The organism is Solwaraspora sp. WMMA2101 (assembly GCF_049179175.1).
Lineage (GTDB): Bacteria > Actinomycetota > Actinomycetes > Mycobacteriales > Micromonosporaceae > Micromonospora_E.
On sequence record NZ_JBMHMA010000006.1, the window covers coordinates 5,474,024 to 5,488,952 of the forward strand.

The 14,929-nt window shown below is 69.5% G+C and carries 13 protein-coding genes and 1 tRNA gene; 8 read left to right on the forward strand and 6 right to left on the reverse strand.

All coding sequences use genetic code 11. The annotated features are described in order from the left end of the window. Positions 1-41: 41 nt before the first annotated feature. The 6 genes from aceE to ACN28F_RS25970 all read right to left on the reverse strand — a co-directional run bounded on the left by aceE (position 42) and on the right by ACN28F_RS25970 (position 5,674). Entirely contained in the window at positions 42-2,804 is a 2,763-nt protein-coding gene (aceE, locus tag ACN28F_RS25945) for a pyruvate dehydrogenase (acetyl-transferring), homodimeric type (protein WP_421360105.1), read from the reverse strand. 171 nt (positions 2,805-2,975) lie between these two features. Continuing rightward, a complete protein-coding gene (locus ACN28F_RS25950) occupies positions 2,976-3,380 on the reverse strand; it encodes a YjbQ family protein (protein ID WP_421360107.1) in 405 nt (134 codons plus the stop codon). A gap of 117 nt (positions 3,381-3,497) precedes the next feature. Beyond that, positions 3,498-4,295 carry an ABC transporter permease subunit gene (locus tag ACN28F_RS25955; protein WP_289210462.1) on the reverse strand — a complete coding sequence of 266 codons (798 nt, stop codon included), beginning with the start codon at positions 4,293-4,295 and terminating at the stop codon, positions 3,498-3,500. After that, a complete protein-coding gene (locus ACN28F_RS25960) occupies positions 4,282-5,193 on the reverse strand; it encodes an ABC transporter ATP-binding protein (RefSeq protein ID WP_421360110.1) in 912 nt (303 codons plus the stop codon). The genes ACN28F_RS25955 and ACN28F_RS25960 overlap by 14 nt, the downstream gene beginning before the upstream one ends. After that, positions 5,186-5,344: a hypothetical protein gene (locus ACN28F_RS25965; protein WP_421360112.1), complete on the reverse strand. Its 159-nt coding sequence runs from the start codon at positions 5,342-5,344 to the stop codon at positions 5,186-5,188. The genes ACN28F_RS25960 and ACN28F_RS25965 overlap by 8 nt, the downstream gene beginning before the upstream one ends. Before the next feature lie 27 nt (positions 5,345-5,371). Beyond that, complete coding sequence (locus ACN28F_RS25970; protein ID WP_421360114.1) at positions 5,372-5,674, reverse strand: GbsR/MarR family transcriptional regulator; 303 nt, start codon at positions 5,672-5,674, stop codon at positions 5,372-5,374. Between the two features lie 356 nt (positions 5,675-6,030). On the opposite strand from ACN28F_RS25970, the gene ACN28F_RS25975 reads away from it, so the two are divergent. From ACN28F_RS25975 to ACN28F_RS26010, 8 genes are all read left to right on the forward strand, one after another. Beyond that, positions 6,031-8,382, forward strand: coding sequence for a transketolase C-terminal domain-containing protein (locus ACN28F_RS25975; protein WP_421361516.1), 2,352 nt, complete (start codon positions 6,031-6,033; stop codon positions 8,380-8,382). A gap of 109 nt (positions 8,383-8,491) precedes the next feature. Continuing rightward, on the forward strand, positions 8,492-8,929 hold the full coding sequence (locus ACN28F_RS25980) for a DUF3052 domain-containing protein (RefSeq protein ID WP_282228497.1): 438 nt from the start codon (positions 8,492-8,494) through the stop codon (positions 8,927-8,929). A 14-nt stretch (positions 8,930-8,943) separates the two neighbouring features. Beyond that, positions 8,944-9,408 (forward strand): peroxiredoxin, encoded by a 465-nt coding sequence (locus tag ACN28F_RS25985; RefSeq protein ID WP_289210467.1) that lies wholly within the window; start codon positions 8,944-8,946, stop codon positions 9,406-9,408. Positions 9,409-9,633: 225 nt separating this feature from the next. Then, a tRNA-Val gene (locus ACN28F_RS25990) sits at positions 9,634-9,705 on the forward strand. Positions 9,706-9,950: 245 nt separating this feature from the next. After that, positions 9,951-10,733: a GntR family transcriptional regulator gene (locus ACN28F_RS25995; RefSeq protein ID WP_289210468.1), complete on the forward strand. Its 783-nt coding sequence runs from the start codon at positions 9,951-9,953 to the stop codon at positions 10,731-10,733. Between the two features lie 12 nt (positions 10,734-10,745). Then, the gene (locus tag ACN28F_RS26000) at positions 10,746-11,672 is read left to right on the forward strand and encodes a DMT family transporter (protein ID WP_289210469.1); all 927 of its coding nucleotides are present in this window, start codon (positions 10,746-10,748) and stop codon (positions 11,670-11,672) included. After that, a complete protein-coding gene (locus ACN28F_RS26005) occupies positions 11,659-12,606 on the forward strand; it encodes a UTRA domain-containing protein (RefSeq protein ID WP_421360117.1) in 948 nt (315 codons plus the stop codon). The genes ACN28F_RS26000 and ACN28F_RS26005 overlap by 14 nt, the downstream gene beginning before the upstream one ends. 1,560 nt (positions 12,607-14,166) lie before the next feature. Continuing rightward, complete coding sequence (locus ACN28F_RS26010; protein ID WP_289210471.1) at positions 14,167-14,769, forward strand: phosphotransferase; 603 nt, start codon at positions 14,167-14,169, stop codon at positions 14,767-14,769. Positions 14,770-14,929: the final 160 nt, after the last annotated feature.

Consider the following 14,929-nt stretch of genomic DNA (forward strand, 5'->3'; position numbering starts at 1 on the left):
GGATCACCGCCGGGGCCCTACTGTCGGATGCGAGGAACCGGTCAGGAGTCGCCGCCGGTCTCCCCGACCGGAGCGGCGTTGACGTCGTCGATCGCGTACTTCTTGGCGGCCCCCGCCGGCACCTCGGCCGGTACCTCGCCGCGCAACGCCAACTGCCGCAGCGTCGCCACGGCCACCGACTCGGCGTCGACGTGGAAGTGCCGCCGCAACGCGTGCCGGGTGTCGGACAGACCGAACCCGTCGGTGCCCAGCGAGGTGTAGTCACCCGGAATCCAGCGGGCGATCAGGTCCGGCACCGCCCGCATCCAGTCGCTGACCGCGACCACCGACTGCGGCGCGTCGGCCAGCGCCGTGCGCACGTACGGCACCCGCGCCTCAGCGCCCAGGTTGAGCAGGTTGTGCTCCTCGCAGGCGACCGCGTCGCGGCGCAGCTCGGTCCAGGAGGTCACCGACCACACCTCGGCGGCCACCCCCCAGTCCTCGGCGAGCAACTGCTGCGCCTTGAGCGCCCACTGCATGCCGGTGCCGGAGGCGAGGATCGTCGCCCGGGGCGCCTCGCCGCCGTCGGCCCGACTCACCTGCGGTGCCGGCGAGTACCGGTAGAGCCCCTTGAGCAGGCCCTCGACGTCGAGGGAGTCCGGCTGGGCCGGCTGCAGGATCGGCTCGTTGTACACCGTCAGGTAGTAGAAGATGTTCTCCGGCGACTCGCCGTACATCCGGTGCAGGCCGTTCTCCACGATGTGCGCGATCTCGAACGCGAACGCCGGGTCGTAGGCCACCACCGCCGGGTTGGTCGCGGCGAGCAGCTGGGAATGACCGTCCTCGTGCTGCAGGCCCTCACCGTTGAGCGTGGTCCGCCCGGCGGTGGCACCCAGCACGAAGCCACGGGCCATCTGGTCGGCGGCCGCCCAGAACGCGTCGCCGGTGCGCTGGAAGCCGAACATCGAGTAGAAGATGTACAGCGGGATCATCGGCTCGTCGTGGGTGGCGTACGACGTGCCGGCGGCGGTGAACGACGCCACCGAACCGGCCTCGTTGATCCCCTCGTGCAGGATCTGCCCGGCGGTGGACTCCTTGTACGACAGGAACAGCTCCCGGTCGACCGCCGTGTACTTCTGCCCGTGCGGTGAGTAGATCTTCTGCGTCGGGAACAGCGAGTCCATGCCGAAGGTGCGCGCCTCGTCCGGGATGATCGGCACCCACCGCTTGCCGAACTCGCGGTCCTTCATGATGTCCTTGAGCAGCCGGACGAAGGCCATCGTGGTGGCGACCTTCTGCTTGCCGGAGCCGCGTTTGACATCACCGAACCGCTCACTGCCCGGCACCGCCAGCGGGCGGGCGGCGGTCCGCCGGGTCGGCACGTACCCGCCGAGGGCCTTGCGGCGCTCCTGCAGGTAGGTCATCTCCGGGGAGTCGTCGGCCGGGCGCAGGTACGGCGGCAGGTACGGGTTGGCTTCCAGCTGCTCGTCCGGTACGTCCAGGTAGAGCCGGTCCCGGAAGGTCTTCAGGTCGTCCAGGGTCAGCTTCTTCATCTGGTGTGTGGCGTTGCGGCCCTCGAAGTGCTGGCCGAGCGTCCACCCCTTGATCGTCTTGGCCAGGATCACCGTCGGCTGGCCGGTGTGCTCGGTGGCCGCCTTGTACGCCGCGTACAGCTTGCGGTAGTCGTGCCCGCCGCGCTTGAGGTTCCAGATCTCGTCGTCGGACAGGCCCTCGACCATCTTGCGGGTGCGCGGGTCGCGGCCGAAGAAGTGCTCCCGCACGTACGCCCCGGACTCGGCCTTGTAGGTCTGGTAGTCGCCGTCCGGGGTGGTGTTCATCAGGTTGACCAGCGCGCCGTCGGTGTCGGCGGCGAGCAGTGGGTCCCACTCCCGGCCCCAGACGACCTTGATCACGTTCCAGCCGGCGCCCCGGAAGAAGGACTCCAGCTCCTGCATGACCTTGCCGTTGCCGCGTACCGGGCCGTCCAGCCGCTGCAGGTTGCAGTTGATCACGAAGGTGAGGTTGTCCAGCTCCTCGCGGGCGGCCAGGCCGATGGCGCCGAGCGACTCCGGCTCGTCCATCTCGCCGTCCCCGAGGAACGCCCAGACATGCTGGTCGGAGGTGTCCTTGATGCCCCGGTGCTGCAGGTAGCGGTTGAACCGGGCCTGGTAGATGGCGTTGATCGCGCCGAGACCCATCGAGACGGTGGGGAACTCCCAGAAGTCCGGCATCAGCCGCGGGTGCGGGTACGACGGCAGCCCGCCGCCGGCCCCGGCGTGCGACAGCTCCTGCCGGAAACCGTCGAGGCGCTGCTCCGACAGCCGGCCCTCGACGAAGGCGCGGGCGTACATGCCGGGAGAGGCGTGCCCCTGGAAGAAGATGTGGTCACCGCCGCCGGGGTGGTTCTTGCCGCGGAAGAAGTGGTTCATGCCCACCTCGTACAGCGACGCGGCGCTGGCGTACGTCGAGATGTGGCCGCCGACGCCGATCTCCGGCCGCTGCGCGCGGTGCACGAGCACGGCGGCGTTCCACCGGATGTACGCGCGGATCCGCCGCTCGATCATCTCGTCGCCGGGGAACCAGGGTTCCCGCTCCGGCGGGATCGTGTTGATGTAGTCGGTCGTGGTCAGTGGCGGCACCCCGACCTGGCGCTCCCGAGCCCGTTCGAGCAGGCGCAGCATGACGTACCGGGCGCGTTTGGCGCCGCGTTCGTCGATCACTCCGTCGAGTGACTCGACCCATTCGCTGGTTTCCTCAGGGTCGATGTCCGGAAGCTGGCTCGGCAGGCCGTCGCTGATCACCGGGCGCTTGCGTTCCGTGGCCACAGGCGTTCCCTCAGTTGTGTGTGGGATAGGTCTCTACCGACCATCCTGCCCCCTGGGGGGCGGTTGCGTCACGCGTGGTCGCCATAGAGGCGATCTGGGACACAGGTACCAGGCGGTAACTTCAGGTCGACCGTACCGCCACGCGCCGCCGCCGGCCAGTTGGCGGCCCGGTCAGCCGGCGAGGAACGACAACCGTACCGAGCGGTCGGCGTTGTCGCCGTTCGGGTCGACCAGACAGATCGACTGCCAGGTGCCGAGGGCGAGCTGGCCGCCGAGGACCGGCAGGCTCGCGTACGGCGCGACGAACGCCGGCAGCACGTGGTCGCGGCCGTGGCCGGGCGAGCCGTGCCGGTGCCGCCACCGGTCGTCGGTGGGCAGCAGGGCGTCCAGCGCGGTGAGCAGGTCGTCGTCGGAGCCGGCCCCGGTCTCGATGATCGCGACGCCGGCGGTGGCGTGCGGCACGAACACGTGCAGCAATCCGTCGCCACGACCGGCGACGAACCGCTGCGCCTGCGTGGTGATGTCCCGCACGACCGGCCGGGAGCCGGTGCGGATCGAGATGACCTCGGTGTCCATGCCGGCCAGTCTGCCAGGCCGGCCTGCGGTGGGCAGCCGAGCGTTGGGTGGCCGAGCGGTGGGTGGCCGAGCGGTGGGTGGCTGCGGCGACCGCCGCAGCCACCCACCGCGCACGGCTCAGACCGCGATGTCGCGCCGGGTGAAGCGCCAGGTGCCGGCGGCGACGCCGACGGCGGCGAAGCCGACCAGCAGCAGTACGCCGCCGACCTGCACGCCGTTGACCAGCGGATCACCGGCGAGATACCACCGGAACGGGGAGAGATGCCGGGCCCAGGCCAGCCCGTCGACCTGGGGCAGTACGGCGTTGGCCAGGTAGCCGAGCACGGCGACCACGGCACCGACGCCGAGCGCCGCAGCCCGGCTGCCGGTCGCCGCGCCCACGCCGTACGCCAGGGCGGCGAACGCCGTCCCGAACAGCACCAGGTGCAGGCTCATCGCGGCCAACGCGCCGATCCCGACAGCGGTGAACCCGGCCGGGCCGCGAACGGCGACCAGCGCCAGCCACAGCAGGGCACCGGTCAGCGCCAGCCACACCACCACCGCCGCGAAGCGACGCAGCGCGGCGCTGGCCCGCCCGACGGGGTGGGCCAGCAGCAGATCCAGCGAGCCGGCCTCCTCGTCGCCGGCGATCGTCCGGGCGCCGGCGGTGATGCCGAGGACGGCGACGAGCAGCGGGATCAGCAGGCCGAACACGGCACTGCCGAGGTAGCCGGCCGGGCTGGTGACGTCGTTGAAGTTGAACGCCTCCAGCATCCCTTCCGGGTAGGCGGCCATCGCCTCGGCCATCTCCGGGGTCTGCATCGTCGGCCAGAACGACGCGTACATCGCGCCGACCGCGGTGATCGCCACCGCCCAGGTCAGCATCGACCGTCGGGTGTCGCGCAGGGCCTTGGTGAACGGGTCAGACAGCAGCACGGTCGGCCTCCTCCCGCCGGTAGTAGGTGAAGAACAGTTCCTCCAGGTCGGGTTCCTCGGCGAGCAGGCTGATCACGGTGTGCCGACTCGCCGCCTTGATCAGCGGATCGGCCCGTCCGTCCAACCGGCACCGCAGCCGGTGACCGCTGATCGTGAGATCGCTGACGCCCGGCACCGCCTCGAACTCGGTGGCGGGCACCGGGGCGTCGAAGACGATCTCGATCCGCCGGACCGCGCGGTCGCGCAGCTGCTCGACGCCGTCGACGGCGACCAGCCGGCCGTCGCGGATGATGCCGACCCGGTCGGCGGTCTGCTGGACCTCGCTCATCACGTGCGAGGACATGAAGACGGTCTGCCCGGCGGCTTTCGCCTCCCGGACCATCGTGACGAACTCCTGCTGCAGGAACGGATCCAGCCCGCTGGTCGGCTCGTCGAGGATGAGCAGCTCCGGGGAGTGCATGAACGCCTGTACCACGCCGACCTTCTGCCGGTTGCCCTTGGACAGGCCCTTGATCCGCCGACCGAGGTCGAGGTCGAGCCGCTCGGCCAACTCGGCGATCCGGGTCCGGGGTACGCCGCCACGGAGATTGCCCAGGTAGGTCAGCAGTTCGCGACCGGTCTGCCGGCCGTCGACGACGAAGTCGCCGGCGAGGTAGCCGATCCGCCGTCGCAGGGCCACCCCGTCGGTGCGCGGGTCGAGCCCGAGCACCCGGACGGTCCCGCTGGTCGGGCGGATCAGGTCCAGCAGCAGTCGGATGGTGGTGGACTTGCCGGCTCCGTTCGGGCCGAGGAAGCCGTACACCTCGGCGGTCTCGACCTGAAGGTCGAGTCCGGTCAGGCCGCGGTTGCGGCCGTAGGTCTTGACGAGTCGTTCGGTACGGATGGCCGGGTCAGCCATCGGACCTCGCCTCCTTGGATCGGGTCTGTCGACGCTCCGCCTCGAAGCGTTGGACGATCAACGGCATCTCGCGCTCGATGAACGCGTAGAAGTCACGCAGGTAGACGAGCCGTTCGCTGGTGCGCGCCTGCGGACCGCCGGCCAGTTCCACTCCCTGTTCGAGCAGCTCCCGGAAGATTCAGAACTTGGCGATGTCCGGCTTGGCGAGGCCGGCCGGATCGACCTCGTACGCCACGCCACGTCGCCCGGGCACCGGCACCCGGGATATCAGGCCACCCTGCTCCAGCAGCCGGATGCTGGTGCTGACCGAGCCCTTGGACACTTCGAGGGCGGCGGCCAGGTCGCTGCTGGCCTGACTCGGGGGGTCGCAGATCAGCAGCCAGCCGAGGATCTTGCCGGCGGCCGGCGGCAGGCCCATCCCGCCGAGGACCACCCCGGCGTGTTCGGCGTAGCGCCGCTCGACGGGCAGGTCGGCAACCATGGCACTCCTCGCTGTCGATCGTGCCGCGCGGATGGATCGTGCCGCGCGGATCGATCTTGATTTCGTAGGGTTGCGAACGTTCAGAACATACTGAACTCAATGATATACCGCCGCCGCAACGGCCGCCGCCCTCCTCCTGCCGCACCCGGCGGCGCGGCTGCCCTGCCGTTCGCCGCGACGCCGCGTAGCATCGCGACCATGACCTCCCCGGCCACCAGCGGCGCTGCCGCCTGCCCCGACCCGGCCCCGCGGCCCGCCCGCCGCCCGGTGGCCGAACCTGGCGAGGGTCGGTAATGCTGTCCGACGTGACCACCCCGCAGGACCTCGACGAGCGGTTCCGCACCGCGGTCGCCCAGATGACCGGCCCCACCGACCGCCGCGCACCGCAGGAACCGGTCCGCGACGACACCGTCCTCACCGGCCAGACCGCGCTCGCCCTGTTCGACGCCCAACTCACCAGCCGCCACCTCGACCTGGCCAAGCGCTGGCTGCGCAGCTTCGGCGAGGGCTTCGACACCCTCGGCTCCTCCGGACACGAAGGAAACGCGGCGCTGGCCGCGGCCGTCCGGGTCACCGACCCCGCGTTGCTGCACTACCGCTCCGGCGGCTTCTACTGCGCCCGGGTCGCCCGGGCCGCACAGCCCGTCGGGCACGCCCCCGGGATGGCCGGACCCGACGCCGACGACGACGCCGACACCGGGGCCGCCGACGCGGAGACCGACCCCGTCTCCGACGCCGCCCGCGACGTGCTGCGCGGTGCGGTCGCCTCCGCCGCCGACCCGATCACCGGCGGCCGGGCCACGGTCTTCGGCAGCACTGGGATCGCCGTCGTCCCCACCTCGGGCACCGTCGCCGCGCACCTGCCCCGAGCAGTCGGCCTGGCGCTCGCCATCGAACGGATGCGCCGGCTCGTCCCGACGGTGCGCCAACGCCAACCCGGGCTCGCCCGCTCGGCAGCGGCCAGCCGTCCGTACCTCGAACCACGACTGCCCTGGCCGGACGACGCGATCGTGGTCTGCAGCTTCGGCGACGCCGCGGTCAACCACGCCGCCGCCACCGCCGCCTTCACCGCCGCCGGCCACGCCGACCACACCGGAGAGAAGACCCCGGTGCTGTTCGTCTGCGAGGACAACGGCCTCGGCCTCAGCGTACGGTCGCCGGACGGCTGGGTCGCCGCGACGCTGCGCTCCCGGCCCGGCCTGCACTACTTCGCCGCCGACGGCTGCGACCTCGCCCAGACCTACGACACCGCGACGCAGGCCGCCGCCTGGGTCCGCGAGCAGCGCCGGCCCGCGCTGCTGCACCTGTCCACCGTACGGCTGATGGGGCACGCCGGCACCGACGTCGAATCGGCGTACCGCAGCGCCGAGGAGATCGACCGCGACGTCGACCGCGACCCGCTGGTCGGCACCGCGCGGCTGCTCGTCGCGGCGGGCCTGGCCACCCCGGACGAGATCATCTCCCGGTACGACGAGGTCGGCTGGCAGGTCCGCAAGGTCGCCGAGGAAGTCATCGGCGAGCCGAAACTCGCCACCGCCGCCCAGGTCGTCGCCACCACCGCGCCGCGTCGGCCGATCCGGGTCGCCCGGGTGGTCACCGACACCGGCGCCCGCGCGGCCGGCGCCGCGGCCACCGCCCGCGCCAGCGTCCTGGGCACCCGGCTGCCCGAGGAACGCGGCCCGATGACCCTCGCCGAGACGATCAACGCGACCCTCGCCGACGGGCTGCTCGCCTACCCCGGGATGATCGTCCTCGGCGCCGACGTGGCGGCCAAGGGCGGCCGGTACGGCGTCACCGCCGGGCTACGGGAGCGCTTCGGTGGCAACCGGGTGTTCGACACCACCGGCGACGCCACCACCGTTCTCGGCCACGCGCTCGGCGCCGGCCTGGCCGGCCAACTGCCGGTGGTCGAACTGCCGGGCCTCACCTACCTGCACGGCGGCGAGGACCAGCTGCGCGGCGAAGCCGCCACCGCGCAGTTCCTCTCCCGGGGCGGCTACCGCAACCCGCTCGTGCTGCGGGTGCCCGGCCTGGCGTACCAGGACGCCCTGAGCGGGCACCGGCACAACGACAACTCCCTCGCGGTGCTGCGCGACATCCCCGGGATCGTGCTGGCGGTACCGGCCCGCGCCGCCGACGCCGCCGGACTGCTGCGGTCCTGCCTGGCCAGCGCCGCCGTCGACGGCAGCGTCTGCGTCTTCGTCGAACCCGTCGCCGGGTACGCGACCCGCGACCTGTACGCCGCCGACGACGGGCAGTGGCTGGCGCCCTACCCGCCGCCCGGGGAGTGGGGCACCGGACACGTTCCGGTCGGCCGGGCCCGCAGCTACCCGGTCGGCAGCGCCGAGGACCTGACCGTGATCACCTTCGGCAACGGCGTACGGATGTCGCTGCGGGTCGCCGCCCGACTGGCCGCCGAGGGGATCGGCTGCCGCGTCGTCGACCTGCGCTGGCTGGCCCCACTGCCGGTCGCCGACATCGTGCGGGAGGCCACCGCCACCGGCCGGGTACTCATCGTCGACGAGACCCGCCGCTCCGGCGGAGTCGGCGAAGGAGTCCTCGCCGCGCTCGTCGAAGCCGGGTACGTCGGTGCCGCCGCCCGCATCGCCGCGCTCGACTCGCTCATCCCGTTGGGCCCCGCCGCACATCAGGTGCTGGTCAGCGAAGATGCCATCACCCAGGGTGCCCGAGCGCTGCTGGCGCGGTAAATTCCGGTGAACTCGGTGCGCCACTTGCGCCGGCCGGCACAACTGTGTGAACTACCCGCTATCGGTGTCCGACGGATACCGGCAGCTCAAGACGAGGAGGCAAGCAACAGTGAGCGCGACCGCTGGTCAGGCCGCCGACGGCGTACGGAGCCTGGCGGACCGGTTCGGCATCGAGCCGGGCATGGTGGTCATGGAGATCGGCTACGACGACGACGTCGACCAGGATCTCCGCGACGCCCTGGCCGACCGCTGCGGCGAGTTGGTCGACGAGGACACCGACGAGGTCGTCGACGCGGTGCTGCTGTGGTACCGCGACGGGGACGGGGACCTGTTCGAGCTGCTCGTCGACTCCCTCGGCCCGCTGGCCGACAACGGCGTGGTGTGGCTGCTGACGCCCAAGGCCGGGCGCGACGGCCACGTCGAACCGAGCGACATCAACGAGTCCGCCCCCAGCGCCGGACTCCAGCAGACTTCCATGGTCAACGCCGGCAAGGACTGGAGTGCCGCCCGGCTGGTGCTGCGCCGTGGGGCCAAGGCGAAGAAGTGAGTGAAGGAGCGGACATGGCAGTCGAGGTCGGTACGCAGGCACCGGAGTTCACCCTCAAGGACCAGAACAACCAGGAGGTCCGGCTGGCGGACTTCCGGGGTCGGCAGGCCGTCCTGCTGATCTTCTACCCGCTCGCGTTCACCGGCACCTGCCAGGGCGAGCTGCAGGAGGTCCGGGACAACCTCGAGGCGTACGTCAACGACGACGTGCAGACGTTGACGGTCAGCGTCGACTCGGTCTACACCCACAAGATCTGGGCCGAGCAGGAAGGGTTCCAGTTCCCCCTGCTCGCCGACTTCTGGCCGCACGGCGCCGTCGCCCAGGCGTACGGGGTGTTCAACGACGCCGCCGGGATCGCCAACCGTGGCACCTTCCTCATCGACAAGGCCGGCGTGGTCCGGTTCGCCGAGATGAACGGCCCCGGCCAGGCCCGCGATCAGGCAGCCTGGCGCAAGGCCATCGCCGAGCTGTCCGACTGAGCATCCGGACCGGCGGATCCCGGCGGTACGCAGCGGGACCGGCCACCGTCCGGCGGGTCCCGCTGTCCCTGCCGTACGGGCCCCGCCGTCCCTGTGCGGCAGGTCCCGCCGTACCTGCCGGCCGCGTCCGGTACGCCGCGTTCCGCACCATGGGACGGGGCCGCCGGGCCGCCGACCGTGGCAAGGTAAGCTAGCCGCCGCCGGGGCGGTCAATCCGCCGTGCCCGGGCGCGTAGCTCAGTGGAAGAGCACTCGCCTTACAAGCGAGGGGTCGCAGGTTCGAAACCTGCCGCGCCCACACTCTGACCAGCACGCGAGCAGGGCACCGGATGCCCGGTGCCCTGCGTCGTCTCACTTCCTCGCCTGCGACGATGGTCGCCAGTGGACGCCCGTGCTCCTAGGCCGTCGATGGAGATCGGCCCGCTCAAACTACTGGCTTGAGCCAGTTTGTGGTGCATAGCGAACAGCCGCCCACTACTGGCTTGAGCCAGTTGGAGGTAGCGTGGAGCGTGTTGTTGACCCCCAGTGACAGGCAGGCCAGAAATGGACGAGCCGACCAGCACAGATAAGCGACCACCCAGCCGGCGGATAGCCGATGACCTGCGTCTGAGCATCCAAGCGGGGGAGTTGCCACCCGGCGGCAAGCTGCCATCGGAGCGGGACCTTGCCGCCCGCTACGGCACGGCACGCAACACCGCCAGGGAAGCGATCAGCATCCTGCAAGGGGAAGGCCTGGTCGTCGCGCAGCACGGGCGAGGCGTCTACGTCCGCCCCAACCGGCCCCTGATGCGCCTCGGAGCCAACCGCTACTCCCGCCAGCTGCGCAACGAAACGGGACTGTCGCCGTTCCGCATCGAGGTCACGAAACAGGGCCGCGTACCCCGGACCGAATGCCGGTCGGTCATCCGCGACCAGCCTCCACCGGACGTCGCCGAACGCCTCGGCCTCGACGGGAACACCGCGACCGTCGTCCGCCGGGAGAACTGGTACTTCGCCGACGACGAGCCGGTACAGGTCGGCGTGACGTACATCCCCGTCGACGTCGCCGAGGGGTCGCCGCTGGCGACCGAGCGGACCCTCGGCGAGGGCAGCATCTACGCCAGGTTCGAAGAACTCGGCCACCGGATCACCCGCGTCCGCGAGGAGATCTCGGCGAGGATGCCGTACCACGACGAGTCGACCGGGTTGGGGATGCCGCCCGGCGTACCGGTCATCGAGGTGCTGCACACCAGCTTCGACGAGCAGCACACTCCGTTCGAAGTCACCCGGTTCGTGATGCGCGGCGACCTCAACGGCCTGGACTACGACATACCCGTAGAGGACTGACAGGACCGTCTGATGAGTCGAGGCAGTCTCGTCCGGCTGGTGATGCTCGCGTTGCTGTGGGGGTCAGGGTTCCTCTGGATCAAGCTGGCGCTACGCGGCTTCACCCCGGTGCAGATCGTCCTTGTCCGCCTGGCCCTCGGTGCACTGGTGCTGATGCCCGTCGCCCTGCACCGGGGGCTGCGGTTCCCGGCCGACCGGTCGACGTGGGGGCATCTGTTCGTCGCGGCGTTGGTCGCCAACGCGATCCCGTACACCCTGTTCGGCATCGGTGAGCAGACCGTTGGCTCCGGTGTCGCCGGGGTACTCAACGCCACCACGCCCCTGTGGACGGCGCTGATCGCTTTCGTCGTCGGAGCCGACCGCACGGCGACGTGGTCGCGGGGAGCGGGACTGACCCTCGGCTTCGTCGGCGCGGTGGTCATCTTCACGCCGTGGAAGTCGGCGAGCGAGGTCGCCAGCTGGGGAGGGCTGGCGATCCTGGCGGCATCCGCCAGCTACGGAGTCTCCTACGTCTACATGGGCAAGTTCCTCACCAACCGGGGAATCCCGCCGATCATGCTCTCTGCCACACAGTTCGTCGCCGGAACGATCCTGATGATCCTGGCTCTGCCCCTCGGCGGCCTGACCGTGCCAGACCTGCGCTTCGACGCGGTGGTCAGCCTGCTGATCCTGGGTGTCCTCGGCACCGGGGCCGCCTACGTGCTCAACTACCGGCTCATCACCGACGACGGACCTACCGTGGCATCCACGGTCACCTACCTGCTGCCGGTCGTCGCGGTGATCCTCGGATTCCTGGTCGTCGACGAGCAGGTGACAGCCTCCATGGTCCTCGGGATGCTCCTGGTCCTGGCGGGCGTCGCGCTGGTACAGCGCCGACCTCAACGGAGCAGAGTCGCTGATCCCCTGCCACTCGGGAGGAACCGAAATGGTCGTCGTTGACCCGGACTTCGTCCGACTGATGCGCAGACTCCGACAGGAACACGGGATGTCGTTCCGGGATCTGGCAAAGAAGGCGTACTTTTCACGCTCGTATCTGTGTGAGGTCGAGAACGGCAAGAAGCCGCCCAGCCTGCATCTCGCCAAAGCGCTGGACGCCTGCCTCAACGCCGAAGGCCAGCTCATGCGACTCGTAAAAGCCACTCCCGATGGCCAGGAGCGCGAATTCCCATCCCGATCCGCAGTGTCCGGCGACGGTCTGGACCGCGACGTCGAAGCGGGGAGAACGCGCTCGACGTGGTTCACGCAGATGAGCGGACCAGCGCTCGTCAGCGCATCCCAATGGTCGCAGGTCGCGACGATGCTCTACGACGTCTTCGTCCGCAGTCGGCCACCGCTCATGCGCCTCGGAGCAGATCGGTACGCCAACCCCTTCCTGCGGGAACAGAACCTGACACCGTTCGCTGCCGAGTCAACCATGCAGGGACGTACACCACGTGTCGAATGCCTCGCCGTATCCCGACAGCAGCCGCCGAGCGACGTAGCCGCCATGCTATCCCTGGGCTTGGGCGACCCCGTCACCCTCCGAGAGAACAGATACCTTGCCGACGGCAAACCCGTCCAACTCGGCTACAGCTACCTGCCGACGAGCGTAGTCGGAACCTCGGCCCTTGCGACCGAACTGGACTTGGGGCCAGGCGGGACCTTCGCTGCCCTCGAAAGACTCGGATACCGGACCGCGCGGATCAGAGAACAGCTCAGCACCCGATTCCCGACCCGCGACGAGGCAGAGGCGCTGAAACACCCGCCCGGTGTGCCCGTCATCGTCCTGCTGCACGTCTCCTTCGACTCCGGTGGCTTCTCGTTCGAAGCGACTCGCTACATCATCCGTTCCGACGCCATGGCGGTTCGGTACGTGGCGCGGGTCTCTGACTGATGCGGCAACTGTCTACGACGCGTTGAAGATGCCCCCTTTAGCGGGTCAAAACTGACCTGACTTGAAGGGCTAGTTCGTCGAGAGCCTATTCCCTGCTGTAGTGCTCCGTCAGGCTGCGCGACAAATATAGAACTTGCGTTCGAACTTGCTTCCGTGTCCATTCGACTTCGTCGGCACCCTGTGCGGTGGCGTTGTGTCGCATGTTTCCTGCGGCTCCGGCGCAGCGAGAGCACCATTCGCGGTTAATTACTTCATCCGCAGGCAGTGGTCGTCCAAAAACGTAAGCCGCCAGTGGGCCGATGAATGGAGTCCGACCGAGATCGCCCGTATCAATCCAATGCTTCACGGACTGGCAGCCGAATGGACTTCCCCAGTGCTTGAGTAGGCCACCTCCACCCGATGAATCGACCACGCTGCAAGTAGGCATTTGAAGGCAATAGAGCTCGGGCTCGCTGTGTATGTTCGGCGCAATAAAATGGCTTCCTGCATCGCTCTTGTGGCATCGCTCGCAGAAAAATGGTCGTCCATCGGCGTGGATGACGCTGTTGGCGAGCGCTATTGCTGCAGCTTGATCCTTCTCGCTAGGGGCGTCTGCGTCACCGTAAGTTTCCCCGGGCTCACTAAGCCACGGGTGCTGCATGTATCGGCCGTAACCTTCGCTGCGGAGCCAGGCATCGTGGCTTGGCGACCAGCGAACTCGTCTGCCCGAACCCTTTGCATGGTCGAGCACCACGGCATAGAAACCTGAGAACATCTCCCGTGCATCGCCTGACCGGCCGGAGCGGCCGAGGTTGTCTGTCACATCACCGAGTATGCCGTCTCGCTCACTGTGGTACGGGACTGTCCGGAGAGGTCCTCAAGCCGATGGTGCGCATGATCGGGGCGGTGTCGGACCAGGGTGGACAGCCAGAGTGGCTTTTACAAGCGAGGGGTTGCAGGTTCGAAACCTGCCGTGCCCACCTATCCCGACCAGCGACGGGGCAGGTTCGAGGGCCCGCCCGTCCGGCCCCCGGTGGAGTCAGATCGACTCGCGGCCTCGACTCCCGCCTGAATGATTGCCGGATGAGCTTGAGTGACACCGACCCCCTGTTGGTGGCCGTCCACCTGGTGGTGACTGTGTGTGGCCTCCTTCTGGTCGTACTCGGTGTCCACACCGCGATGACGCGTCGATCGCCCCTGTCTAGGTTTCGCTTCGTTCGACCGACGGTGAGCCAACGGTCCCAGCCGGTCCGCAACGGTTGGTGCCAAGCGTTGATCGGCGCGGGTCTGTTCATCCATCAGGTCCCGTTCCTTGTCCCGATGCCGCATTGGCTCGGAACCGCCCTGTTTGCGGTGGCGCTGCTCGTCGTGTTCACCGCGTTGGGATGGTTCGCCCTGGTTCGGCGGCAGGGCTCAATAGCATCGCGGCAGTGGACGACAGACGCTTGCGCGACCGGAGTGGCTGGCCCAGGTGCGGGATCGGATCGACGGCCGGCTCGACGAGCTCGGGGTGCGGCGGATCGCCGCCCGCCAGCCCGACGCAGTGCCGACGTTGTTGGTGGCCGACCCGCCGCCGGTTGGATGCTGATGGCGGACGCGGGGGAGACGCTGCGGGTAGTGACGCAGTCCGAGCGGAGCCTGGACCGGTGGCGGGATGTCCTGCCGCGCCACGCCGGAGTGCAGCTCGACCTGGCCGACGACGTCAACGACCTGCTCGCGCTGGGGTCGCCCGACCGGCGGCTCGCCACCCTCCCGGACGCGTACGCACGGATTATCGACGAGGTCGGCGCGCTGCGGCGTCTGCGCGACGCGGTGCCGATGGTGGCCGAGCTGCGTGCCGAGCCTGCGGAGTACGGACTGCCGGAGTTGCCGCAGCACGACGACCTGCACGACGTGCAAATCTTCGTTTGCGACGGCCGCCACCTCATCATGGACTGGGGTGACGCCTGCGCGTCGCATCCGTTCTTCACCCTGTCGGTCACTGTCGAAGGTGTGCTGGCGTCGGGGTTGGACGACGTTCAGGACTCCGTAGACCCCGGCCCCGTTCCCGGACGCGTATCTGGCGCCGTTGTGTCGACCGGTTCACTGGCGACCTGGTTGCCGCTACTCGGGTGGCGCTGCGGCTGGGCTGGGTCTGTCGCGCGGTCAACGGACATGTGCCCGGCGACGACAAGCAGACCCTGACCCGGCTGTGGATGCTCCACGACGGCCGGCCATAGTCCGGCCTTGTGGTCGCCGATCACAGACGGTGACGGTTGTTCCAGGTCGCCGGTCTCGACGTCGATCTCGTTCCAGGACGGACCGCAGACCGTGGCCGGGACAGGACCTGCCGGCCCGGTTGTCG